General features: G+C 67.8%; 22 protein-coding genes and 2 tRNA genes. 5 read left to right on the top strand and 19 right to left on the bottom strand.

Annotated elements, in window-relative coordinates; translation table 11 throughout:
• Window positions 1-63: 63 nt before the first annotated feature.
• From MRBLMD1_RS02520 to MRBLMD1_RS02500, 5 genes are read right to left on the bottom strand one after another with little or no spacing between them, the layout of a single operon-like run.
• The gene (locus MRBLMD1_RS02520; protein WP_364397214.1) at window positions 64-1,167 is read right to left on the bottom strand and encodes a winged helix DNA-binding domain-containing protein; all 1,104 of its coding nucleotides are present in this window, start codon (window positions 1,165-1,167) and stop codon (window positions 64-66) included.
• Window positions 1,168-1,205: 38 nt separating this feature from the next.
• A complete protein-coding gene (locus MRBLMD1_RS02515) occupies window positions 1,206-2,273 on the bottom strand; it encodes a UDP-N-acetylmuramate dehydrogenase (protein WP_364397211.1) in 1,068 nt (355 codons plus the stop codon).
• A 51-nt stretch (window positions 2,274-2,324) separates the two neighbouring features.
• Window positions 2,325-3,602 carry an MFS transporter gene (locus tag MRBLMD1_RS02510; protein WP_364397208.1) on the bottom strand — a complete coding sequence of 426 codons (1,278 nt, stop codon included), beginning with the start codon at window positions 3,600-3,602 and terminating at the stop codon, window positions 2,325-2,327.
• A 10-nt stretch (window positions 3,603-3,612) separates the two neighbouring features.
• On the bottom strand, window positions 3,613-4,050 hold the full coding sequence (locus tag MRBLMD1_RS02505) for a MaoC family dehydratase (protein ID WP_364397205.1): 438 nt from the start codon (window positions 4,048-4,050) through the stop codon (window positions 3,613-3,615).
• Between the two features lie 2 nt (window positions 4,051-4,052).
• Window positions 4,053-4,514 (bottom strand): FAS1-like dehydratase domain-containing protein, encoded by a 462-nt coding sequence (locus MRBLMD1_RS02500; RefSeq protein WP_224026691.1) that lies wholly within the window; start codon window positions 4,512-4,514, stop codon window positions 4,053-4,055.
• Window positions 4,515-4,644: 130 nt separating this feature from the next.
• Between MRBLMD1_RS02500 and MRBLMD1_RS02495 the strand changes: the two genes are divergently transcribed.
• Entirely contained in the window at window positions 4,645-5,025 is a 381-nt protein-coding gene (locus MRBLMD1_RS02495) for an ArsR/SmtB family transcription factor (RefSeq protein ID WP_159631312.1), read from the top strand.
• Complete coding sequence (locus MRBLMD1_RS02490) at window positions 5,022-6,707, top strand: SulP family inorganic anion transporter (protein WP_364397200.1); 1,686 nt, start codon at window positions 5,022-5,024, stop codon at window positions 6,705-6,707. Before MRBLMD1_RS02495 ends, MRBLMD1_RS02490 begins: the two co-directional genes overlap by 4 nt.
• Here MRBLMD1_RS02490 and MRBLMD1_RS02485 read toward each other — a convergent pair.
• The 5 genes from MRBLMD1_RS02485 to MRBLMD1_RS02465 all read right to left on the bottom strand — a co-directional run bounded on the left by MRBLMD1_RS02485 (window position 6,697) and on the right by MRBLMD1_RS02465 (window position 11,694).
• Entirely contained in the window at window positions 6,697-6,921 is a 225-nt protein-coding gene (locus tag MRBLMD1_RS02485; protein WP_224026693.1) for a DUF3188 domain-containing protein, read from the bottom strand. The two genes, MRBLMD1_RS02490 and MRBLMD1_RS02485, sit on opposite strands and share 11 nt — an antisense overlap.
• 54 nt (window positions 6,922-6,975) lie before the next feature.
• A complete protein-coding gene (locus MRBLMD1_RS02480; RefSeq protein ID WP_364397197.1) occupies window positions 6,976-7,917 on the bottom strand; it encodes a DUF2797 domain-containing protein in 942 nt (313 codons plus the stop codon).
• Window positions 7,918-7,943: 26 nt separating this feature from the next.
• Window positions 7,944-8,807 (bottom strand): HpcH/HpaI aldolase/citrate lyase family protein, encoded by an 864-nt coding sequence (locus tag MRBLMD1_RS02475; RefSeq protein WP_141942759.1) that lies wholly within the window; start codon window positions 8,805-8,807, stop codon window positions 7,944-7,946.
• Between the two features lie 168 nt (window positions 8,808-8,975).
• Entirely contained in the window at window positions 8,976-9,917 is a 942-nt protein-coding gene (locus MRBLMD1_RS02470) for an aldo/keto reductase (protein WP_364397193.1), read from the bottom strand.
• A 64-nt stretch (window positions 9,918-9,981) separates the two neighbouring features.
• A complete protein-coding gene (locus tag MRBLMD1_RS02465) occupies window positions 9,982-11,694 on the bottom strand; it encodes a glycoside hydrolase family 13 protein (RefSeq protein ID WP_159631302.1) in 1,713 nt (570 codons plus the stop codon).
• Between the two features lie 96 nt (window positions 11,695-11,790).
• Between MRBLMD1_RS02465 and MRBLMD1_RS02460 the strand changes: the two genes are divergently transcribed.
• Window positions 11,791-13,002, top strand: a complete 1,212-nt coding sequence (locus tag MRBLMD1_RS02460; RefSeq protein WP_159631300.1) for an ROK family transcriptional regulator — start codon at window positions 11,791-11,793, stop codon at window positions 13,000-13,002.
• Here the strand turns inward: MRBLMD1_RS02460 and MRBLMD1_RS02455 are convergent.
• From MRBLMD1_RS02455 to MRBLMD1_RS02440, 4 genes are all read right to left on the bottom strand, one after another.
• Window positions 12,989-14,560: a Na+/H+ antiporter gene (locus tag MRBLMD1_RS02455; protein ID WP_159631298.1), complete on the bottom strand. Its 1,572-nt coding sequence runs from the start codon at window positions 14,558-14,560 to the stop codon at window positions 12,989-12,991. The genes MRBLMD1_RS02460 and MRBLMD1_RS02455 overlap by 14 nt on opposite strands.
• Window positions 14,561-14,578: 18 nt before the next feature.
• Complete coding sequence (locus MRBLMD1_RS02450) at window positions 14,579-15,235, bottom strand: SDR family oxidoreductase (protein ID WP_159631296.1); 657 nt, start codon at window positions 15,233-15,235, stop codon at window positions 14,579-14,581.
• A 201-nt stretch (window positions 15,236-15,436) separates the two neighbouring features.
• A complete protein-coding gene (locus MRBLMD1_RS02445; RefSeq protein ID WP_159631294.1) occupies window positions 15,437-15,991 on the bottom strand; it encodes a dihydrofolate reductase family protein in 555 nt (184 codons plus the stop codon).
• A gap of 77 nt (window positions 15,992-16,068) precedes the next feature.
• Window positions 16,069-16,728, bottom strand: coding sequence for a TetR/AcrR family transcriptional regulator (locus tag MRBLMD1_RS02440; RefSeq protein ID WP_159631292.1), 660 nt, complete (start codon window positions 16,726-16,728; stop codon window positions 16,069-16,071).
• Between the two features lie 92 nt (window positions 16,729-16,820).
• Between MRBLMD1_RS02440 and MRBLMD1_RS02435 the strand changes: the two genes are divergently transcribed.
• Window positions 16,821-17,273 (top strand): nuclear transport factor 2 family protein, encoded by a 453-nt coding sequence (locus MRBLMD1_RS02435; RefSeq protein ID WP_159631290.1) that lies wholly within the window; start codon window positions 16,821-16,823, stop codon window positions 17,271-17,273.
• Window positions 17,270-18,169, top strand: a complete 900-nt coding sequence (locus tag MRBLMD1_RS02430; RefSeq protein WP_159631288.1) for an SDR family oxidoreductase — start codon at window positions 17,270-17,272, stop codon at window positions 18,167-18,169. Before MRBLMD1_RS02435 ends, MRBLMD1_RS02430 begins: the two co-directional genes overlap by 4 nt.
• An 8-nt stretch (window positions 18,170-18,177) precedes the next feature.
• Here MRBLMD1_RS02430 and yidC read toward each other — a convergent pair whose 3' ends face one another.
• From yidC to MRBLMD1_RS02405, 5 genes are all read right to left on the bottom strand, one after another.
• On the bottom strand, window positions 18,178-18,966 hold the full coding sequence (yidC, locus tag MRBLMD1_RS02425) for a membrane protein insertase YidC (RefSeq protein WP_236560744.1): 789 nt from the start codon (window positions 18,964-18,966) through the stop codon (window positions 18,178-18,180).
• A 91-nt stretch (window positions 18,967-19,057) separates the two neighbouring features.
• Window positions 19,058-19,131, bottom strand: a tRNA-Met gene (locus tag MRBLMD1_RS02420).
• Between the two features lie 60 nt (window positions 19,132-19,191).
• A tRNA-Thr gene (locus MRBLMD1_RS02415) sits at window positions 19,192-19,263 on the bottom strand.
• A 300-nt stretch (window positions 19,264-19,563) separates the two neighbouring features.
• On the bottom strand, window positions 19,564-21,603 hold the full coding sequence (locus MRBLMD1_RS02410) for a DEAD/DEAH box helicase (RefSeq protein ID WP_364397184.1): 2,040 nt from the start codon (window positions 21,601-21,603) through the stop codon (window positions 19,564-19,566).
• Window positions 21,604-22,010: 407 nt separating this feature from the next.
• Window positions 22,011-22,664 (bottom strand): MOSC domain-containing protein, encoded by a 654-nt coding sequence (locus MRBLMD1_RS02405; protein WP_159631282.1) that lies wholly within the window; start codon window positions 22,662-22,664, stop codon window positions 22,011-22,013.
• Window positions 22,665-22,684 lie beyond the last annotated feature (20 nt).

The raw sequence follows: 22,684 nt of genomic DNA, 5'->3' as shown, positions 1-22,684 counted from the left end.
CCGGTTATGCGGGGCGGGACCGGTTAAGCGGCCAAGGACCGGTTATGTGGTGCTGGAAGCCGCTCAGGTGGCCAGGAACGTCGTGTAGCGCCGGCCGGTCTTGGCCAGGGCTGCCTGCGCCGCCGGACCAAGCGGCCGGGCTTCGTCGAAGAGTTCGGGTACGACGGCGGCACCCGGCCCGGTGCCCTGCAGCGCCCAGGTGCCAACTACCTTCCCCGCGGCAACCACCGTCTTCTTGAAGACACCGTTCCCGCCGGGCACGATCAAGTCGGAGTGCTCCGGCGACAGGACGAGGCTGCGGTCCGTGTAGCCCAGGACAAACTCATCAAAACCCGGCAGCAGCTGGACGGACCGGCCGCCGGGCACGCCGGAGTCCAGCAGCGCCGCCACCTCCGGGGACAGCCAGTAGCTGGTCCCCGCGAACTCCAGCTCCACCAACTCGCGCCGGACGTGTTCAAACGCCGTGCGTACCTCGGTCAGCGGCAGCTGCGTCCACCAGGCGAAGTCGCGGAGGGTGGCCGGCCCATGGCTGCGGAAGTAACGGAGCAGGAACTCCGCCAGGGCCGCCTCGCGTTCCAGGCTCCTCGATACCGGAATCCACTCATCAAACGCCGCGATCAGCTGCTGGTTCCCGCTCAGAGGCCCCAGCACCAGCCAGCCGTGCCGGCAGAGCGAACCCAGGAGATGAATCCCGCGCTGGCCCAGCGTCGGCTGGCCTCCGTCGTCGAACACCTTGAACAGCCCCGCTCGGCCGACGGGTCCGTCCGCCAGGATGCGGTCCAGTGCCAGGTCTCGGGCCTTCTCTACATCCGCCCACGTAATCTCCAGCTGCCGGTGACGGCCCGCGATGCTCCTGGTGAGCCTCTCGGCCGTGAGGTCCAGCATCCAGCGCAGGTCCTCCGGAGCCACGAGGTGCAACGTCCCGCGCATCGGCCAGGACCGCACCACTGTGCCGGCATGGATGGCCGCCCGGACATCGGTGATTCCCGCCCCGGGCACGCGGACACCCACCGCCCAGAGTGCCGCGGGCAGGTCCTGGGCCTGCATGGCGGTCATCCAACGGACCAGCCCGGGCACAGAGGTGGCCTCAATCCCGGCGAGCCGCTGGGACACCAGCCGGAGCCTGCCGACCATCCTGCCGTCGCGCAGGGCACCAAATGCAGCCATGCGCCCATCCTAGGCCGGGCGCGGCCCTGCGGGGACGGCTAGAGTTCGAGGCCGATGAGCAGCGGCTCCGGGTGCAGCGAAATGCCGAAGTGGCGTTCGACGCCGGCCCGCACCTCCCGCGCGACGGCCACCATGTCGGCGGCGCTGGCGGAGCCACGGTTGGTGATGGCCAGGGTGTGCTTGGTGGACAGCGACGCCCGGCCTCCGGCCACGCCGTCGTCTTCCAGGCCGAAGCCCTTCCCGAAGCCTGCCTGGTCAATCAGCCATGCGGCGGAGAGCTTCACCATCCCGTCCTGCCCGGCCGGGTAGCGCGGAGCGTTTTCCGGCAGCTTGTCCGCGACGTCGGCCGCCACGATGGGGTTGGTGAAGAAGGACCCGGTGGAGTAGGTGTCCCGGTCAGCTGCGTCCCACACCATCCCCTTGGAGGCGCGCAGGCGGAGGACTTCCCGGCGGACGTCGTTCGCGTAGGCGCGCTGGCCCACTTCCACCCCCAGGGCCCGGGCCAGCTCGGCGTACCGGATGGGCGCGCTCATCCGGCCCAGCGGCAGCTGGAACTCGACGGTGAGGACCACGTACCGGGGCGAACCGTTGACGGTGGTCTGTTTGAGGATGGAGTCCCGGTAGCCGAACTTCAGCTCCGAGTTGGTGAAGGTCTGCACGGCGTTCCGCTTCCGGTCCCAGGTGCGGACGGCGGCGATGGTCTGGGAAACGTCAGCACCATAGGCACCCACGTTCTGGACAGGCGTGGCCCCCGTTGAACCGGGGATGCCGGACAACGCCTCGATACCGGACCAGGCGTGCAGCACCGCGTGCGCTACCAATTTGTCCCAGTTGTGGCCGGCCTGCACCACCACTGCCACTCCCCCGCAGGAATCCTCGGCGTTGACCGTGAACCCCTCGGAGGCGATCCTGATGACCGTCCCGGGAAACCCGTCGTCGGACACCAGGAGGTTGGATCCGCCGCTGACGATCAGCACCTGTTCCGCGGCGGCATCCGCCGAGCGGACCGCGTCGATGATGTCCGCCTCGGTGCGGGCCTCGATGTACTTGCCGGCAGGGCCTCCGACGGCGGAGGTGGTCAGGGAGGAAAGGAGCGTGGAAGTCACCTGTCCACGTTACTTGAAGATAGTGTGCAGGCGCAGTGACGCGCAGTACCTTCAGGCCAGCTTCCGGGCCACCGGGGAGAGGACAAAGCTCACCGCGAGCATCACCATCACGGCCAGCAGCGAATGCAGGATGCCCACGTGCTCGGCCAGCAGCCCCAGCAGCGGCGGCCCGCACAGGAATGCGGCATAGCCGATGGTGGACACCACGGACACCCGGGCGGCAGCCATCGCGGGGTCGTCGGCTGCGGCGGACATGCCCACCGGGAAGCCCAGGGATGCTCCCAGGCCCCACAGTGCGAGCCCCACGTAGGCAAGCCACGGCACCGGCGCAAAGACGAAAATGCCCAGGCCCAGCACAGCCATGGCAGCGCACCACCGCATCACGGGGACCCTGCCAAACTTGTCCAGCAGCACCGTCCCGGCAAAGCGCCCGATGGTCATGAACGTGACAAAGAGTCCGTAACCGGCGGCGCCGGCAGCGTCGCTCTGCCCGTGCCCGTCGGCCAGGGCCAGCGCCACCCAGTCCCCCGCGGCGCCTTCGGCCAGGGCCAGGCCGAGGACCAGGACGCCCAGGAGCAGGGTCCGCCGGTCCCGCCACGCCTGTGCGATCTTCCGCTTGTTGTCCAGCGGCGCGTCACCGGAGGCGGTTGCGGGAGCGATGACCGGAATTGGCCCGGTGCTGGGATCCTCGAAGGTGTCCGGGGAGTAGCTGCGCTCCCCCGCTACCGGGGTGATGTCGGCACGGAACCAGGACGCCGCCGTCGCCACCGAAACAGCCACCACCGTCCCTGCCGCCGCGAGGTGCCAGAACACGGGCAGCGACACTGCGGCGGCGAGGGCACCCAGCCCCGCGCCTGCCACCGTTCCCAGGCTGAAGGCACCGTGGAGCCGCGGCATGATGTGCCGGCCCACCGCGCGTTCCACCGCGGCACCTTCAACGTTGGATGCCGTGTTCCAGCTTCCGGTGCCCAGGCCAATGATGGCCAGGCCGATGGCGGTTGCCACCGGGCTTGCCAGCACGGTTGTGCCAAAACCCGCCGTCAGCAGGCCTGCACCCACCAAGATGCTGCCTGTCCGGATGGTCCGCTTGGAGCCCAGCCGCAGCACGATCAGCCCGGACGCAGACACGGAGGCGAAGGACCCCAGCGTCATGCACAGCAGGATGACGCCGATGTTGCCTGGGGTGAGGTCCAGGGTGTCCCGGATAGCGGGCAGCCGGGACACCCAGGAGGCAAAGGCAAGGCCGCTGGCGCCGTAGGCCACCACGACAGCGTTCCGCCAGGCAGTGACCTGCCCGGCCGTTGCGGTGGTTCCTGCAGGAGTGGTCAAAAGGTGCAGCTCAAGACAGCTTGACGAGGGCCTGGGCCTTCATCAGGACTTTTTGCCCGGCGGAAACAACGGTGAGGTCGACGCGCGCGGTGCCCGCGTCGGCGTCGAGCTTTCCGATGGTGCCGCTGACCTCGATGGTGGCCCCGGGCTGGTCGGTTCCGGTGGTGTCCGTGACCAGGACCGGCTTGGTGAAGCGGGTCTGGAAGTCGACGACGGCGGCCGGGTCGCCCGCCCAGTCCGTGACCAGCTGGACGGCGGAGCCCATGGTGAACATGCCGTGGGCGATGACGCCGGGCAGTTCCACGCCGGTGGCGAAGGCCTCGTTCCAGTGGATGGGGTTGAAGTCGCCGGACGCCCCGGCGTACTTGACCAGGTCGGTGCGTGTGACCTCGATGGTGCGGCTGCCGATTTCCTGGCCGGCGCTGAGTTCGTTGAAGGTGGGGCTCATGGTTACTGTCCCTCTCCGCGGACCAGGATGGATGACGTGGTGGTGGTGACGGGTTCCCGCGAATCACCGGAACCGAGGGCGAAGATCTCCGAGCGGGTGGTGATCATGGCGCCGCCGCCCATGGCACGGACGCCGTCAACATGCAGTTCGGCAACGAGCCGGTCACCGGCGACGATGGGCCGGTGGTGGGTGAAGCGCTGGTCTGCATGGACCACGCGGGAGAAGTCGATGCCTGCTTCCGGGTCCTCGATGAGCTGTGCGTCGGCACGCTGGGCGATGATGATGGCGAAGGTGGGCGGTGCCACCAGATCGGCGTGGCCCAGGGCCCTGGCTGCGTCCACGTCAAAGTGCGCGGGATGGGTCGCCTTCACGGCGCGGGCGAACTCACGGATTTTCTCGCGGCCGACGTCATACACCTCTGCGGCAGGGTAGCTACGGCCCTGCAGGTCCGGATTGATAGTCATGGATTCCAGCCTATCGTTGCCACGCCCTTCAAAAGACGCCCGCTGCACTGGTATGATGATTTCATCATTCCATCAATCCGCTGTCCGGGATATGACCGGCCGGCCATCGCGCACAGGAGCGCCACCTTTGATGCTGTCTTCCGCCCAAGCCCCGCTCTACGAGATCAAAGCGAACCTTTTCAAGGGCCTGGCCCACCCGGCCAGGATACGGATCCTTGAGCTGCTGGCCGCGGCGCCGCAGGAGTCTGCCCCGGTGAGCTACCTCCTGGCAGAGACCGGGCTGGAGGCCTCGCACCTCTCCCAGCACCTGGCCACCTTGCGGAAGCACAAGGTGGTGACCTCCGCACGCAGCGCCAATGCGGTGACGTACCAGCTCGCCCACCCAGGAGTCTCGCAGCTGCTGGCCATCGCCCGGACCTTCCTCGTAGACAGCCTGGCCGGCTCCAATGAGCAGCTGCGGCTGGCACAGCAACTGCCGGCAGAACACCTGGCCGGCGGGTCAGCCAAGTGACCGCCGACCCGGTCACGGCCCGGGGCACGGCCGCGGGGAGCATCACCCGGTTCCTGCCCTCCCGGAAGGATTACGCCGGGCTTGCCGGCACCTGGCGTACCGACCTGCTGGCAGGAATCACCGTGGGCATTGTGGCGTTGCCGCTGGCCCTGGCGTTCGGCGTCAGCTCTGGGGTGGGTGCCGAAGCGGGCCTCATCACGGCGATCGTGGCCGGGCTGGTGGCAGCCGTCATGGGCGGCTCCCCGGTACAGGTGTCCGGTCCCACGGGAGCCATGGTGGTGGTGCTGGCCCCCGTGGTGGCGGTCCACGGCATCGGCAGCGTCGCCCTTTTGTCCCTGATGGCAGGGCTGCTGGTCTGCGCGCTCGGCTTCAGTGGCCTGGGCCGGGCCGTGGCCTTCATCCCCTGGCCCGTCGTGGAAGGCTTCACGCTGGGCATTGCCGCCATCATCTTCCTCCAGCAGGTTCCGCTGGCCACCGGCACGTCCGGCACCCCGGGGCACAACACCCTCCTTGCCGCAGTTGAGGCGGCAGCGGGCGCTGCCGCCCCGACCGTGGTGCTGACGCTCGCGCTCGTGGCGGGAGTCGCCCTCGTGATGGTCCTGGTGCAGAAGCTGTTCCGCGCCCTGCCGGCCAGCCTGCTGGCGGTACTCCTGGCGACCGCCGCCGCCGAAATACTGCAGCTGGACGTCCCGCGGATTGGTGCACTCCCGCATTCCCTTCCGGCACCGTCCATCCCGTCCCTGGACCCTGCTTCCCTTGGCAACCTGGCAATGCCCGCCGTGGCTGTCGCCTTCCTGGCTGCCATCGAGTCACTGCTCTCGGCGCGCGTGGCCGCCGGGATGGCCGGGCCGGACGGCAGGCCCACCGGCCCCTACAGCCCCGACCGTGAGCTGATGGGACAGGGCCTGGCTTCCATCGCGGCCGGCCTGTTCGGCGGAATGCCGGCCACCGGAGCCATCGCACGGACCGCGGTCAACGTGCGTTCCGGCGCCAGGACCCGCCTGGCCGCAGCGGTGCACGCCATCGTGCTGCTGGGCATCACCTACCTGGCCTCCGGAATGGTCAGCCGCATCCCGCTGGCAGCACTGGGCGGGGTCCTGATGGTCACGGCGGTACGGATGGTCTCGCGGCGCACCATCACCGCCATCCTGCGTTCCACCCGGGCAGACGCCGCGGTCTTCGTGCTCACGGCCGTCATCACGGTGGCATTCGACCTCATCGTTGCCATCCAGATAGGGCTGGCCGCGGCCGCCCTCTTCGCACTGCGGAAATTCGCTTCACTGAGCGGGGTCCAACGCGAGGAGATTCCCGGTCCGCGGTTGGAAGGAGACGAACACATCGCAGTTTTCCGGCTGGATGGAGCGATGTTCTTTGGTGCCGCCGAGCGCATCCTCCAGGAGATCAGCCAGGTCAAGGACGTGCAGGTGGCCATCATCAGGTTGTCCCAGTTACGGATGCTGGACGCGACCGGCGCCCACGCCCTGGTGGAGGTCATTTCCGCGCTGGAGCTGCGCGGCATCACCGTTTTGCTCAAGGGTGTGCGGCCTGACCACCTTGACCTGGTGACCAACGTGGGCGTGATCCGTTCCCTGCGGCACCACAAGCACCTGTTCGACCAGCTCCCGGATGCCGTGGAACATGCCCGCAGCCACGTGCTGCGGAACGCGGCAGCTAGCGCCTGAGGTTTTTGCGGATCGCCTGGCCGCGCACCACGATGCCCACGACGTGGAGGACCAGCCCCAGCCCGATGAGGGGCAGGGAAGCCATGGCCAGTGCCTGGTTGCCGCTGGTGTTGCCCACCAGATTCAGGATGATGCCGACGGCGATCAGTCCCATCGCGCTGAAGACCAGGACTTTGTAGCGGGTGGGCGCGGTGGCCCAGAATTCGTTCAGCACCGTCCAAGTCTACCGAGTGCCCGGCCACCCCGGCGGGCGGGCCGGGTCCCGGTATCAGAACAATGCTTCCTGCACTGCCGGCACCTCTGAGGCATACTCCCCCAGCACGACGGTCCGGGCAGCCAGCTGGGACAGGTTCACCACGAATTCGGCGTCCGTTCCGTCCAGCCGGGCCAGCGCGTTGGCCCCGCCCAGGGCTGCGATGCTGAAACCGTGCCGCCCCTGGTCCAGGGCATGCGGATAGGCGTGGCGGGACGCGCTTCCGTACAGGGCATCAGCATGCGCGGGACGCAGCCACTGCTCCTCCACGGCCTGAAAGCCGTCGACGGCGGTGCGCGCCAGCAGGGCCCGTACGTCACCGGCGGCGCGGGAATTGGCTTCGTCCACCGCGGCGGCCGGCAGCGGCCGGAGCAGCGCCTCCGCCTTCGCGGCCGAGCGCACCTGCTGGGTCAGGCCGACGCCGGCCGTCACCAGGTCCTCGAGGACCCGTACCACCCGGCCATCCTCCGCCCTGGCAACATACCTCGCCACTGCGGCCCCCTGCTCCGCCAGCCGGTTCCACTTCCGCGGGCCGGAGGCCGTTCCCACCTTGGTGGCGCCTCCCGCGAACGTGGCCACGTAGAGCCAGTGTTCCTGCATCAGGTAGTCCCGCAGGCCGGGGGTCACCCTGCCGCCACGGTGGAAGTCGTGCATCAGGCGGGACTCGTCAAGTACGAAGCACCGCTCGCACTGCTTGCCCCGAAGGGCCGGGGCGGCGGAGCCGCACAGGATGTGGCGGCGGGAGCCCGCTGACTGGACCTGGACGTGGCCCAGGCAGAACCGGCCGGGTTCCACCACCTTGAAGCCGAGCCGGCTGCCCGCCCTGAGGCTGAGCTCCCGGAAGTCCCCCTCGGGTGACTGGAGGCGCAGGACCGGGCCGCCGGCGTCGTCCGCTGGGGTTGAGGCAGGCGGGCCATCCCAAAAGACCCCGTGGACCAGATAGCGGGTATCGGTCACGGGGTCTCCTGAAGTGATGGGTGGCGCTACAGCGCGGGCTGCACCCCAAAGGCTACCGCGAGCTTCATGATCTTTTCGGCGCGGCCCAGGCGGGGCAGGTCGGAGCCGTCACGGATGACGCGCCCGTTGGCTTCGAAGTCGTTCATGAAGTCGGTGGCCCAGGCGACGTCCGACGGCGTGGGGCTGATGACCTCGTTGATCACCGGGGTCTGGTCGATGGCCAGGCAAAGCTTGCCGGTCATGCCCATCATCACGGTGATGCCGGTCTGCTCGCGCAGGATGGGGTGGTTGGTGCCGACGGTGGGGCCGTCGATGGGGCCCGGCAGGTTGCCGACGCGGCTGGCGACGACGAGCTTGGCGCGCGGGTAGGCCATGGCCTCCGGGGTGGCAGCCATGCCCGTGTCGCGGCGGAAGTCACCGGAGCCGAAGGCCAGGCGGAACGCGCCCTGGGCCTTGGCGATGTGGTTGGCTTCCTCGATGCCGAGCGCGGATTCCACCAGCGGGATCACGGGCGTCTTGCCGTCCATGCGGTGGTAGCTCTCGGTCACCTGGTCAGCGGATTCGGTCTTGGCGAGCATGACGCCCAGCAGGCCGGGCGTGCCGCGCAGGCCGGCCAGGTCATCGGCCCAGAACGGGCTGGTGGCGTCATTGATCCGGACCCAGGCCTTACCACCGGCGGTCAGCCAGTCGATGACGTTGTTGCGGGCCTGGTCCTTCTGCGACGGGTCCACCGCGTCTTCAATATCCAGGATGATCGAATCGGCCCGGGATACGGCCGACTGGTCGAAGAGCTCCGGCTTCATGGCATTGACCAGCAACCAGGAACGGGCGATCTCTGCAGGGATATTGCGTTCCGGCCTAACGGTTTCGGCGGCGATGGTAGACGTCATGCTTTCTACAGTATCCGGCCTGCAAGCGGCACGGCGAAGAAAACGGCCGGCTTGTGAGGATCAATACGAACTAAACGGGTTATGACCGGGCCCTAACGGGAAGCAGGTAGCAGTAAGTGTCGTTATGAGGCTCCATAACGACACTTACTGCTACCCAGTCGGGCGGAGTCAGGGGATATTGCTGCCCCGCGCGGTGACCCACAGCTTGTACCAGTCGGCACGGCTCAGCGCCCCGGCCACGCGGGCGGCGTCCGCGCAGGCCCGGATCCGGCCCGGATTGACCGTGCCAACGACCGGTGCGATCCCGGCCGGATGCTTCATCAGCCATCCCAGGAGGACGGCCTCGCCGGAGGTGCCGTATTGGTCCGCAAGCTGCGCCACGAGTTCTGCCGTGGCGGCCCCGGCTGACGTGGGGCTCCCGGGTTCGGCACCGGTGTAGGCGCCGCGGGCCAGCGAGCCGTACGCCTGCAGGGTGATGTTGTTGCGGGTGCAGTATTCCAGCGTGCCGTGCGGAAAACTGTAGTCCAGGTGTTCCGGGTGGTTGACCAGGACCTGGCTTTCCAGCCACGCCCGCTTGAGCAGGCTCATCCCCAGCTGGTTGGCCACCACAGGGGTCTCCAGCCGGTCCTGCAGCACGTCGATCTGGGCAGCGGACATGTTGGACACGCCCAGTTGCCGGACCTTGCCTTCGGCCATGAGCTGCCCGACGGCGGCTGCCACCTCCGCCGGGTCCGCCAGGGGGTCCGGGCGGTGCAGCAGGAGGATGTCCACGTAGTCGGTCCGCAGCCGGCCGAGGCTGCCGTTGACCCGTTCCAGGATGGCCTCCCGGCTCAGGTCGTAGTGGGTCTGCAGGCCACGCTCGTTCAGCCGGATGCCGCACTTGGTCTGCAGCCGGATGCGCTCCCGCAGGCCCGGGGCCGCGGCCAGCACCTCACCGAAAACGGCCTCGGACTTTCCGCTGCGGTAGATGTCGGCGTGGTCGAACAAGGTGATGCCCGCGTCCAGGGCGGCCTGGACGGCAGCAGCGGCCTGGTCCACATGGTCAGCCCCATGCGGCTCGTCAGACCAGCTGCCGCCCAGTCCCATGCATCCGTAGATGACTTCCTGCATCAGCCCCGGTCCCCCGTCCGGACTCCCTGCTTTGGCAGTCCCCGGGTGCCCGCGGGCTCCGGGATCAGCGCAGCCATGCGGTGGTGTTGGCCGGCAGCTTGCCGTCCTCCAGCGGGGCACTGCTGACCAGGACCGCACCGGCGGGAAGGTCGACGGCGGTGTTCCCGAAGTTGGTCACGGACTGCCACCCGTTGGGGCGCTTGAAGTGCAGGACGTCCGGGTTGCCGTTCTCCACCCATTCAAGGTCCTCGTCGGTCAGCAGTTCGCGGCGCAGTTTGAGTGCCTTGCGGTAAAGCTCCAGCGTGGAGCCCTCGGTCCCGTCCTGGGCCTCGACGGCATACTTGCTGAACCAGTCCGGCTGCGGCAGGTGGGAACCGCCATCGCCGAAGCCGAAGGATGTGCCTTCCACCTTCCACGGCAGCGGCACGCGGCAGCCGTCACGGCCGATTTCCACGCCCTTGTTGCGGAAGAAGGACGGGTCCTGGCGTTCCGATTCGGGAATCTCGGCCACTTCCTGCAGGCCAAGTTCCTCACCCTGGTACAGGTAGGCGGATCCGGGGACAGCCAGCATCAGCAAGGTGGCGGCGCGGGCGCGGCGCTCACCCAGTTCAATGTCCATCTGGTCCTTGGGGCCGCCGGCGAGCAGCCAGTCCTTGCCGTCCTGGCCCTTGGCACCGGCCTTCGCCTTGGCCACCTGCGGCAGGCCGTAGCGGGTTGCGTGGCGCACCACGTCGTGGTTGGAGAACACCCAGGTGGAGGAGGCACCGGTGGCCGCCGCCTCGGCAAGGTTCCGGGTGATGATTTCCTTGTACTCGGCGGCGTCGAAGTCGGCCTGCAGGAGGTCGAAGTTGAACGCCTGGCCCAGGCCCTGCGGGCTGGCGTAGCGGGCCCGGCGGGTGGCGTGGACCCAAGCTTCAGCGACGGCGGTGCGCGGCGGGTTGTACTCGTTGAACACCTCGCGCCATTCGGCGTAGATCTCGTGGACTTCGTCGCGGTCCCAGAACGGATGCGTTCCGTCGTCGAATCCGTCCACGCCGGTGTTGGCGGCGCTCAGTTCAAGCTTGGACAGCAGCGGCTCGGTGAGGTCCTTGGTGAGGGCGTGCGCCACGTCAACGCGGAAGCCGTCCACGCCCCGGTCCGACCAGAAGCGCAGCGTCTTGAGGAAGTCATCCCGGATTTCCCGGTTGGACCAGTTCAGGTCCGGCTGCTCCTTGGCGAAGATGTGCATGTACCACTGGCCGGGGGTGCCGTCGGGTTCGGTGATGCGCTCCCAGGCCGGTCCACCGAACACAGAGTCCCAGTCCGAGGGCGGAAACTCGCCGTTGGGGCCCTTGCCGTCCCGGAAGATGTAGCGGTCGCGGGCCGGGGAGCCCTTCGGGGACGCCAGCGCTTCCTGGAACCACTTGTGACGGTCGGAGGAATGGTTGGGGACGATGTCCGCGATCAGCTTGATCCCGGCGTCGTGCAGTGCCTTGGCCATCTCGTCGAAGTCAGCCAGCGTGCCCAACTTGGGGTCGACGTCGCGGTAATCATCGACGTCGTACCCGCCGTCGGCGAGCGCGGACGGGTAGAACGGGCTGAGCCACACGGCGTCGATACCCAGCGTCTTCAGGTAGGGGACCTTGGCGGTGATGCCCTTCAGGTCGCCGATGCCGTCGCCGTTGGAGTCGGCGAAGCTGCGGGGGTAGATCTGGTAGACGGAGGCCTGGCGCCACCAGTTGGGGTCGGCCAGACGGTCAGAGTCGGACAGGGTTGCCAGAGTGGCGGTGGTGGACAAGGACTGACCCTTTTCTTCAGTGCGGCTATATTTATATTGAGTCTAAATTTACTTACTCAAGTATTATCTGGTGCTTTGGACAGGAAGGTCAACAGGATGCCTGAACCGGTTCCCGCTACTCCCCAACTGCTGCGGCGGGTCAGTGCCGGCGCGGTCCTGGAGTTCATGCGCGCCTCAGGGGCTGTCACCGTCACCGACGTCATGGCAGCGACGGGCCTGACCCGCGCCACCACCATCGCCGTCTGCGAGGACCTGGTCCGGCGGGGCTGGCTCCTGGAACTGGAAAACCAGCGCGAGTTCGGCGGGTACCGGAAGGGCCGCCCGGCCCGGCGCTTCGAGCTCAATGAGCGGGCCGGCGTGGTGCTGGGCATGGACATTGGATACTCAAAGGTCACCGTGGTGGTCTCCGATCTCCGGGGTACGACCATGGCTCGGTCCAGCCGCCCCTTCCAGGCCGGCGAGGTCGGCTCCCGGGAGCGGATCGCCTTTATTGACGGCGTCGCCATGGCCGCACTGCGCTCGGCCGGGACGGATCCCGGGCAGGTGCTGGCCGTGTGTGCCGGTGTGGCAGCACCAGTGGACCGGCACGGGGAGGTGGTCGCCACGCAGGAATTCTGGGGACTGTTCGACCTGGGACTGCCGCCGGCACTCAAAGCAGCCCGTGGATGGACCGTCCTGCTGGAAAACGACGCCAACCTCGCTGCCCTGGGTGACCGGTGGCAGGGGGCCGCCGCCGGCATCGACGACGTCGTGGTGATTTTGGCCAGTGAACGGCTGGGCTCCGGCATCGTGGAGGGCGGCCGGCTGGTGCATGGAACCCGGGGCAGCGCCGGGGAGCTCGCCTACCTGAACCTGGTGGAAGGCGTAGGCGATACATACGGCATCGCCCATCAGGCCCGCACGTGGGCCGCCGAAGCGCTGGCCACCGCCGCACCGACTGCCCTCCGGGCCTTCCAGCCCGGGCGTGTGGAGGCCGAACAGGTCTTCGCAGCAGCAGCCCAAGGCGATGCGGTGGCGTTGGGGATCCTGGACCGGCTGGCGGACAGGATGGCGCGCGTTATTGGCACCGTGGCCACCATGCTCAACCCGGAACTGGTGGTGATCGGCGGCGGTGTGGCGGATTCCGCGCACGTGCTCCTGGCCCCGATCAGCGAGCGCCTGGCCGGGTACACAGCCACCCCCGCCCGCGTGGCAGTATCCCCGCTGGGCGATTCCATCGTGACCGTAGGCGCGGTGCGCCGCGCCCTGGACTACGTGGAGGGGAATTCCCTGGACCTGGTGCTGGCTGCGGCCGCTACTCCGGCATGACCATGGTGCGCAGGTCCAGCTGACGGAGCACCCGGTCCGCCACCTCGGGGTCCATGTCCGGCTCGTTCCGTGCCGCCACCACTTCCTGCCGCGCCGCGTCCAGTGCGATGGTCTGGACGGCGATGGCCAGTTCGCGTCCCCGCTGGCGCTTTTCGGCCAGCGGTTCGTTCCGCAGGCTGCCGTCCGTCAGTTCCGCGTGCAGGCGGCGCATCCGGTCCTTGACCAGCGTTACCTTTTCCGGCGGCAGGTCCGTCATCAGGTCGTGCTGCTTCAAGGCGGCGACGGCCGCGGCCTGGGCGCGTGCGGCGAGCAGCCGGACAGCGTCGCGTTCCGCCGTTCCATCCTCGGAGGCCTTGAGGACACGCATCAGCCACGGCAGGGTCAGGCCCGGGAGGACCAGCGTGGCCAGCAGCACCGCGCAGGCAATGACCAGCAGATAGTCCCGCCCCGGGAACGGCGTGCCGTCCGCCAAGGTCAGAGGAAGCGCCAAGGCCAATGCCAGGGTGGCCAGGCCGCGCATGCCGCACCAGGTCAGGATGAGGACTTCCTTCAGGGACGTGGGCTGCAGGACGTTCTTCCGTTTCCGGGCACCCAGTGCCAGGACGGCCAGCCACAGGAACCGGACAGCGAAAACCAGGACGCAGACCACCGCGGCCACTCCGATCATGCCGAAGATCTCCGCCCCCTCATCGCGAATGACATGCCTGATTTCCAGCCCCACCAGGCCGAATGCCAGCCCGGTAACCAGCAACTCCACCACATCCCAGAAGGCGTTCCGGGTGACACGCTCCGCCGCGTCCTGCGGGCGGGCATGGCGCTGCATTTCAAGGGCCGTGACCACCACGGCGATAACGCCGGAGGCGTGCACCTCCTCGGCGAGGATATAGGCGGCGAAAGGCACCACCAGGGTCACCGCGCTCCGGGCCACCATGGACGTGACCAACCGGGTGACCAGCGCGATCAGCCAGCCCATGGCGATGCCCACCAGCACGGCGAGCGCCGCGCCCATCAGGAACTGCAGGACGACGTCGGGCCCCACCTTGGTGCCGCCCACGGCTGCTGCCACGGCTGCCTGGAAGATGACGATGGCTGCGGCGTCGTTGAACAACCCCTCGCTCTGGAGGACGGTGATGAGGCGGCGCGGCATGTGCACCCGGCCTGCAACGGATTCCACCGCCACAGGGTCCGGCGGCGCCACCATGGCACCAAGGGCGATGGCCGCGGGGACCCCGATGCCGGGAATCATCAGCCACGCCGCGCCGGCCACCACCGCCGTGCTGATCACCACCAGGGCCACGGCCAGCATGATCAGCGTCCGCCACCGGACACGGAACACCGCCCACGAACTCCGCTGGGCGGTGGCGAACAGGAGCGGCGGAAGGAAGATGGGCAGGATCAGGCCCGGTTCAATCTCCAGGTCCGGGAAGCCGGGAATGAACGTCAGCGCCGCCGCCAGGAGGAGCATCAGGACCGGGTATGGCAGCCGGAGCCTGTCCCCCAGGCCCACGGCCACCACCGTGGCCAGCAGCAGTCCAATGATGAGTGCGAGCTGGTCCATAAGCCTCTTCGCCGCCGGCTATGCGCGGGGTTCCAGGGCTGCCGCCACGGGAAGGGTGCCGTCGCGGAATTCGATGGTCCGGCCTGCAGTCTGGGGAAGGTCCAGCACGGCCGCTGCCACGATGGCCGTATTGGCACGGGAGGTGTCCCGGTCCCCTTCCGGTGAAGGGTCGACGTCGATCAGACCGGTTCCGGGCTTGTCCGTCAGCGCGCCGGGCCCAAGGATGGTCCACGCCAGGCCGGTGCCGCGCAGGTACTCGTCCGCTGCAGCCTTGGCTTCCGCGTAGGCAAAGAAGCTGTTGTCCTCCGGCACCCCGTGATCCTTGCCGGCACCGAAGTAGGAGACCATGATGTACCGGTCCACGCCGGCCTGGGCCGCGGCATCCATGGAGCGGATGGCGGCGTCCCGGTCCACCGCGTAGGTGCGTTCGGGATTGCCGCCGCCGGCCCCGGCCGACCAGACCACGGCGTCATGCCCGGCAAGGGCATCGGCGAGGACGGCCGTCGTCGAATTTTCCACGTCCAGGACCAACGGCGTGGCCCCGGTGCCGGCGACGTCGTCTGTGTGCTCGGGATTCCGGATGAACGAGGTGACGGAATGGCCCTCACCGGTGAGAAGGGCGGACAGGAGGAGGGCCACTTTGCCGTGGCCGCCGATGATGGCGATGCGTGTCATGCACCCATTCTGCCTGCACGGCACCTTCACGCAGAGCCATTTGGCGTTGAACAGGGCCTTTATGCACTGTTGGGAATTTCCGCCTTTTCCTGTTTCGACTACTTCCCCAGGCAAGTGCGCTGTCTGGATAGCTGAAGCGTTCGTTCTGGTTGATGTGTTCACCCTCTTCGCGGTGCAGCCACGGGCCGGGACGGCAGCGGTTCAGCGGGCACGGTAACGCAGGTACACCACCCCGTTGCCGAACCGGTGGTCCTCCAGTAACTCCAGCCGTGCCTGCAGCCCGTCCGGCAGGAAGCGCAGGCCGCCGCCGACGGCCACCGGATTAATGAACAGCCGGCATTCGTCCACCAGCCCGGCTTTGAGGGCGTGTGCCGCGAGGGTGGGGCCGCCGATGCTGATGTCCCGGCCGCTGTCCTTTTTGAGGTCCCGCACGGTTTCCGGGAGGAACTGCCGCTCAAGGCGGGTTTTCGAGGTACTGGGCGTGTCCAGCGTGGTCGAGTAGACCACCTTGTCCGCCCCCTGCCAGATGCGGGCGTAGTCCTGGATGACCGGCGGCTCATCCCGGGTGTCCATGGTTTCCCAGACCGACATCACCTCATACATCCGGCGGCCCAGGAGGTACGTGCCGACGTCCCGTTCCATGTCATTGATGAAGGCGTGGACTTCCTCATCCGGAGCGGACCAGTTGAAGTTGCCATCCCTGTCTGCCGTGTAGCCGTCGATGGACATGATTGCGGAGTAGATCAGCTGCGCCATGGGCCCATTCTGCCGGTCCAACCCTTCGCGGAACAGCCATGCCGGGAGGTTTGCGGCCGGCAGGCGCCCTGGCCGGGTCAGAGCAGGTTCGCTGCCAGGGTCCTGGCGATGAACGTGCCGTAGCGGTCGGCGGACCATCCCCGCTTGATCACCAAGGTCTCGTAAAGTTCGGCGGCGGTGGAGGTGAACATGACGTCGGCAGCTTCGGCCGTGGTAAGTCCGGGCTTGAGGAGCCCCCTGCCCACCAGCTGCCGCGCATTGTGCAGCATCCGGCGGTAACGGGCCTCGTCCACATCCCGCAGCAGTGCGGCCATGGAAGCGTCCCCGCTGGCCGCCGCGTCCCTGATGAGGAGGTAGACCGGGGCGCCGATGGGACTGATCTCCGTGGTGAACCGGCCGAACCGCTCCATCAGCCGTGCCGGATCCGTTTCCGTCGCCTGGGCCAGATCAGACCTCTGCTCCGCCGGCGGACCGCCCGCACCGAGGAGGCTCTCCTCGTAGATGGCGCGGACCAGCCCCGCCTTGCTGCCGAAGTTCTTGTAGACCGACTCGGCGGATACGCCGGCAGCGCGCGCAATCTCCGCAATGGTGGTCGCACCAAATCCTTGCGCAAGGAACAGTTCCCGGGCGTGCGCACGGACGCTGTGCAGCGACTCCGCGGCCAGCTGCCGGCGCCGCCGGGCGTCATAACTCCGCTTGGCGGGGCGTTTGCCGGAGGCATTGACTGGGCTCTGCATGCGGTCTTAAACTCCAATCAATACAGTTCACTGTATTGAAATTAATCTAACAGGTCACAGCCTCGCCCCGCGAGGCACCAAGGAGCATTTCCATGGACACGCCAAACGGCGTGGACCGCCTCCCCGACGGCCCTGTTCGCCGAATGTTTTCCGCGACACAGCGGCGCGACCTCGATGCCCTGGTGGCCGAGTTCGCCGACGACTACGTCAACATCACCCCCAACCACCCCGCCCGCAGCTTCACCGGAAGCTCACAGGTGCGGAAGAACTGGTCCGCACTGTTCGCGGGGATCCCGGACATGACCGTCACAGTGCTGGACTCGGCAACCGGTACCGGCGGAAACGTATGGGTCGAATGGGGGTCACATGGCAGCCGCCTGGACGGCACCGCCGTCGAGCAGGCCGGCGTCGCCATCTTCAGCCTCCGCAACGACCGGATAGCGGCCGTGAGGTTCTACCTGGAGCCTGTCGAAAGGGACACGGCGGACGTGAATGCCGCCGTCCAGGCCGTCACCGGAGCAGGAACGGAAGGAGCAAGGCCATGATCCTCCTGGTCGGAGCCACGGGTGACCTGGGCGGCCGGGTGGCACGGCTGCTGCGTGAATCAGGGCAGGATGTCCGCTGCCTGGTCCGGCGCACCACCGACGATTCGCCACTCCGGGCGATCGGCGCGGAAGTTGCGCGCGGAGACCTCACCGAGCCTGCCACGCTGCCGCCCGCGTGCGAGGGCGTCCAAACCGTGGTTGCCACGGCGACGGCGATAAGCCGCCGGCTCGCGGGGACCAGTTCCGCCACCATTCGGGACGTCGACGAGGTGGGCATGGGCCACCTCATCGACGCTGCGGAGGCCGCCGGCGTGCAGCGCTTTGTCTACCTGTCCTTCCCCATCGGCAGCGCCAGCCTCCGGACCCCACTGGAACAGGCCAAGCTCGCCATTGAACGGCGGCTGGCGGGCTCCCCCATGCGGGCCGTGGTGGTCCGCTCCGACGGCTTGCAGGAAGTCCAGCTCAGCCGCGCCGCCCGGTTCGACCTCGCGGCGGGAAAGGCAGCCGTCATCGGCAAGGGCGACAACCGCCGCCGGCTGGTGTCCACCGGGGATATTGCCGCCCTCCTCGCCGCCGTGGCGCTGGAGCCCGATCCGCCGTTACAGATTGACGTGGGCGGACCTGAGCCGCTGAGCAAGAAAGAGATTATTGCACTGGCAGGGGAACTGGCCCACCACCCGATGAAGGTGCAGCGCATGCCACGCCCCGTGGCGCGCGTGGCCACGCTCATGCTGCGGCGCAGGAACGACGCCATGGCTTCCGCACTGGGCGCCGGGTTGTCCTCGGACATCGAGGTGGCCACCTGGGATGACACGCCCCTCCGCCGGCGCGGGATCGACCCGAAGTCCGTCAGCGACTTCCTCAAGGAGCAGGCGCAGGCGTTGTCCGGCCGCTGACGGCGCGCTCAGGGCCGGCGCGACACCAGGGATTGCTGGCCCAGGGTCCACAGGTTGGAGACCGTCCAGTAGACCAGGACGCCGATGGGGAAAAAGATCCCGCCCACACCGAAGATCAAGGGCAGGACATACAGGAGGATCCGCTGCTGGCGCATCAGCGGGCTATCAAGGTCCTGCCCGGCCATGGTCCGTGCCGCCACCAGCTTCTGGGTGAGGAACTGGCAGGCAATCATCACCAGGATCATGGCGACGGCGAGCACCGCAACGGCGGTGGGGTCACCGCCGCCGTGCAGCAGCGAGGCGGACAGCGGAGCTCCAAGAATGCTGGAGGAATCGAACTGGACCACCTGGTCCCTGCCCAGCGCGCCAATGCCCTGGTCCTGCCGCGCGGCACTGGTGATCCCGGACAGCACCTGGAAGAGGGCCAGGAAGAATGGCGCCTGGATCAGCAGCGGCAGGCATGCCGAGAACGGGTTGGTGCCATGCTTCCTGTACAGGGCCATCTGTTCCTGGGCCAGGGCCTGCCGCGAGGCCTGGTCCGTCCGGCCCTTGTACTTGTCCTGGAGCTCCTTCAGGTCCGGTTGCAGGAGCCGCATCCGGCGCTGGGCCCGGACCTGGGCCAGGAATACCGGAACCAGCGCGGCGCGGATCACCAGCACCAGCCCGACGATGGACAGCGTCCAGGTCCACCCGTCCCCCGGCGGCATTCCCGCCGCGCCGAGGCCGTCGTGGAAAGCCACCATGATGACGGACACCAGCCACCGGAACGGCTCCATCACCGCCGCCAGAAAGTCCACCGATTCCCCCGTCCGCAGTTGCTGCCAAGCTACTGCGGATCCCGGGTACAGGAAAGCCCCCGGGATCATTCGATCCAGGGGGCTTAGCCTGTAGCGGTGGGGAGGCTCGATCTCCCGACCTCACGATTATGAGTCGTGCGCTCTAACCAACTGAGCTACACCGCCACGAATGAGAAAAACCTGCGTCAAGCCGGTCAAACCGCCTTGACGCAGGCCCTCATTCAGAGCCCCCCACCGGAATCGATCCGGTGACCTCGTTCTTACCAAGAACGCGCTCTACCACTGAGCTAGGGGGGCAACGAGTAAATACTCTACCGGAAGATTTACGCACCAACAAATCGGCGTCCAGGCCCTCCCTGCGCCTGGAATGGCACCCATTGCCAGGACCGCCAAAGCGGCATTTTCCGCGTAATTCCGGGGCTGGAGGGGCACGGACAGCGGAGCGGCCGACGCCGGGAAGGGCCTTCCAGAGGCCCGTTGAGTACATTCCGCGGCGGGAATGTGTCCAGCCCCACATTCGGCTTCGACTTAAATGCCGATGGGCCGGCTCGAAAGCCGGCCCATCGCCATCGTCAATCCCTCAACGCGCGGAAGTGTTTACCACTTGCCCTTGCGGTTGAACTCGCGGTGGCCGCTGTCGCCGCCGCTGCGGGGCTTGCGGGAGCCGTCGCCGTGGCCGGCGAAGCGGGAATCACCGCGGTCGCTGAAGGACCGCTCTGAACGCTCGCTGTACGAACGGCCGCCGCGGTCAGCGGAGGTCCGCTCGCCGTCGTTCTTGCGGAATTCCTTCTTGAACCCGCCGTTGCCCTTGAAGTTGCCGCCGCGGTTGCCCTGGTAGGCGCCACGGTCGCCGGAGGGCTTGCGGCCGTTGTCCAGTTCGAGGTGGATCAGCTCGCCGCCGATCCGGGTGCGGGACAGGGCGCGCAGCTGCTCGGGGCTCAAGTCCGCGGGCAGCTCCACCAGGGAGTGGTCCGAACGGATGTCGATGCCGCCGATCTGCGCGGAGGAGATGCCGCCCTCGTTGGCGATGGCGCCCACAATCGAGCCGGGCATGACCCGCTGGCGGCGGCCCACCGCGATGCGGTAGGTGGCGTTGCCCTCGGTCAGTGCACGGGTCGGCCCGCGCGAACCGAACCCGTCCTTGGAGCGTTCGCGCTTCTGGAACTCGGGTGCGGCGGGCAGTTCCTTGACCAGCAGCGGCTGCCCGCCCTGGGCCATGACGGCCAGTGCCGCAGCGATTTCTGCTGCCGGCACCTTGTGCTCCTCCTCGTAGGAGGCGATCAGGTCGCGGAACATCGAGACGTCCTCGGATTCGAGGGTCTCGGTGATGCGCTCGGCGAACTTGCCAAGGCGCAGCGTGTTCACGGTCTCGGCGGTCGGCAGGTGCATCTGCTCCACCGGCTGGCGGGTGGCCTTTTCGATGGCGCGCAGCAGGTACTTCTCCCGCGGCGTCATGAACAGGATCGCGTCACCGTTGCGGCCCGCGCGGCCGGTACGGCCGATCCGGTGCACGTAGGACTCGGTGTCGTGCGGGATGTCGTAGTTGACCACGTGGCTGATGCGCTCCACGTCCAGGCCGCGGGCAGCAACGTCGGTGGCCACCAGGATGTCGATGCGGCCTTCCTTCAGCGCGTCAACAGTGCGTTCACGCTGCTGCTGCGGGATGTCGCCGTTGATGGCGGCAGCCTGGAAGCCGCGGGACTTCAGCTTGTCAGCCAGGTCCTCGGTGGCCATCTTGGTGCGCACGAAGGCGATGACGCCGTCGAACTCCTCCACCTCAAGGATGCGGGTCAGCGCGTCCAGCTTGTGCGGGCCCATGACCTGCAGGTAGCGCTGGCGGATGTTGGTGCCCGTGGAGGTCTTGGTCTTGACCGAGATCTCGGCAGGATCGTTCAGGTACTGCTTGGACATCCGTCGGATCTGGCTGGGCATGGTGGCCGAGAACAGCGCCACCTGGCGGTCCTCGGGGGTCTGCTGGAAGATCTGCTCCACGTCTTCGGCGAAGCCCATGCGCAGCATCTCGTCGGCCTCGTCCAGCACCAGGTACTGCAGTTCGGACAGGTCCAGGGAACCCTTGGAGATGTGGTCGATCACGCGGCCGGGGGTACCCACAACCACCTGGGCGCCGCGGCGCAGGCCGGCCAGCTGGGGACCATAGGCGGAGCCGCCGTAGACGGGCAGCACGGTGAAGTCATCGATGTGCTTGGCGTAGGAGGTGAAGGCCTCGGCAACCTGGAGGGCCAGCTCGCGGGTGGGGGCCAGGACCAGGGCCTGGGTCTTGCGGGACGGGCCGTTGAGGTCGTGGAGCTCTGCCAGGCGGGACAGTGCCGGCACTGCGAATGCTGCAGTCTTGCCGGTACCGGTCTGCGCCAGGCCCACCACGTCGCGGCCTTCAAGCAGCAGCGGGATGGTGGCTGCCTGGATGGGGGACGGCTTTTCGTACCCGACATCCTGCAGGGCGGCCAGGACGCGGCCATCGATGCCGAGGTCGGCGAACTTGACGGTGTTTTCGTCAGCGTCGGCGGCGGGGGCGTCCGTTGCGGGAGCCTCGGCGGCGGGAGCGGCTACGGGAGCCTCAGCGGCAGCCACGGGGGCATCCTCGACAACAGCAGTGGTTTCGTTCTGATTTTCGGGCATAGAGAGATATTCCTCATCCATAGGGGGCCAGGCGGCACTACCCGAGGTGAGCGGAGCCGCAGTACACGTGCCGATGATGCCGGGCAAACGTTGACCGGCCGGTCACAGAAGTCCGGCGCTTTCGCAATCCCGTGGCAGGACTTCGCGCTGCATCTCTTGGCTGCTATCCCAGCAGTCTGTACAGCGTTTTCTTTAGCCGGCTCTCCCTATGAAAATGCCCGCATCGCTTGCGCGGGCCCCAACACTTGCCAGTCCTGCCTCAAGAATTGGGCAGGAAAAAGGGATTTCCGGAGTGGGGGATGTTTCAAGTGTAGGGCACGGACGCCGCGGACCGGAAATTGAACAGCCGACGACGGCGGGTGAGCTTGCGCACACAGCCCGCCGCATGGCCGTGGGGCCGGGCGGTGCTACCGTCCCAGCCGCCGCAGCAGTGCCTCAAACTTGGTGTGGTACTCGTCCTGGAGCCGGATCTCGCCGTCGGCCTCTGCTCCGCGGAGGGCTGCAATGATGCCCGCGTCCGGCTCACTGAACCACTGGCCAATGGTGACGCCGTGGCGCGGGACGAACGTGCGCTCGATGGTGTCGCCAGCCTGGATGCTGCCGGTGCGGAGGACGCGCAGGTAGGTCCCCACCCGTCCTTCGTCGGTGAAGCGCTTCACCCACTGTGGTTCCTTCATGCGCCGCTGGAACGTGGCGCAGGGCGTGCGCGGGGAGGTGACTTCCAGTTCGACGCCGGAGCCCACCATCCAGCGCTCCCCGATGACCGCGTGGGTGGCCTCGATGCCGGACACCCGCAAATTCTCGCCGAAGAAGCCCGGGGGTACCTCCCGCCCCAGGGCCTCGGCCCAGTAGTCGGCGTCGGCCTGGGAATAGGCGTAGACGGCTTGGTCCTCCCCGCCGTGGTGGGCCCTGTTGGCCTGGATATCCCCGCGCAGGCCCAGCTTGTGCACCTTGACCGGACCATTCGCTGGGCGCTTGTCGATGGCCGTGACGCCCACGCTGCCCGCATCCCCCAGGAGTTGGTGGACGCGGCAGACGGCAAGGACAGAACCTGATTCCATGGCATCAGTCTAGGGTTTCC

It is taken from the genome of Pseudarthrobacter sp. LMD1-1-1.1 (assembly GCF_040676255.1).
In the GTDB taxonomy this organism is placed as follows: Bacteria; Actinomycetota; Actinomycetes; order Actinomycetales; family Micrococcaceae; genus Arthrobacter.
The sequence above is the reverse complement of the archived record's forward strand: the minus strand, read 5'-3'. Positions and strand labels throughout refer to the sequence as shown.

Bases quoted from the DNA above. Each gene is read 5' to 3' on its own strand.
- MRBLMD1_RS02475 (WP_141942759.1), bottom strand. From the start codon at position 8,807: ATGACGTCTACCATCGCCGCCGAAACCGTTAGGCCGGAACGCAATATC.
- MRBLMD1_RS02520 (WP_364397214.1), bottom strand. From the start codon at position 1,167: ATGGCTGCATTTGGTGCCCTGCGCGACGGCAGGATGGTCGGCAGGCTC.
- MRBLMD1_RS02450 (WP_159631296.1), bottom strand. From the start codon at position 15,235: ATGACACGCATCGCCATCATCGGCGGCCACGGCAAAGTGGCCCTCCTC.
- MRBLMD1_RS02405 (WP_159631282.1), bottom strand. From the start codon at position 22,664: ATGGAATCAGGTTCTGTCCTTGCCGTCTGCCGCGTCCACCAACTCCTG.
- MRBLMD1_RS02505 (WP_364397205.1), bottom strand. From the start codon at position 4,050: ATGAGCCCCACCTTCAACGAACTCAGCGCCGGCCAGGAAATCGGCAGC.
- MRBLMD1_RS02440 (WP_159631292.1), bottom strand. From the start codon at position 16,728: ATGCAGAGCCCAGTCAATGCCTCCGGCAAACGCCCCGCCAAGCGGAGT.
- MRBLMD1_RS02435 (WP_159631290.1), top strand. From the start codon at position 16,821: ATGGACACGCCAAACGGCGTGGACCGCCTCCCCGACGGCCCTGTTCGC.
- MRBLMD1_RS02500 (WP_224026691.1), bottom strand. From the start codon at position 4,514: ATGACTATCAATCCGGACCTGCAGGGCCGTAGCTACCCTGCCGCAGAG.
- MRBLMD1_RS02455 (WP_159631298.1), bottom strand. From the start codon at position 14,560: ATGGACCAGCTCGCACTCATCATTGGACTGCTGCTGGCCACGGTGGTG.
- MRBLMD1_RS02430 (WP_159631288.1), top strand. From the start codon at position 17,270: ATGATCCTCCTGGTCGGAGCCACGGGTGACCTGGGCGGCCGGGTGGCA.
- MRBLMD1_RS02410 (WP_364397184.1), bottom strand. From the start codon at position 21,603: ATGCCCGAAAATCAGAACGAAACCACTGCTGTTGTCGAGGATGCCCCC.
- MRBLMD1_RS02460 (WP_159631300.1), top strand. From the start codon at position 11,791: ATGCCTGAACCGGTTCCCGCTACTCCCCAACTGCTGCGGCGGGTCAGT.
- MRBLMD1_RS02495 (WP_159631312.1), top strand. From the start codon at position 4,645: ATGCTGTCTTCCGCCCAAGCCCCGCTCTACGAGATCAAAGCGAACCTT.
- MRBLMD1_RS02470 (WP_364397193.1), bottom strand. From the start codon at position 9,917: ATGCAGGAAGTCATCTACGGATGCATGGGACTGGGCGGCAGCTGGTCT.
- MRBLMD1_RS02445 (WP_159631294.1), bottom strand. From the start codon at position 15,991: ATGGCGCAGCTGATCTACTCCGCAATCATGTCCATCGACGGCTACACG.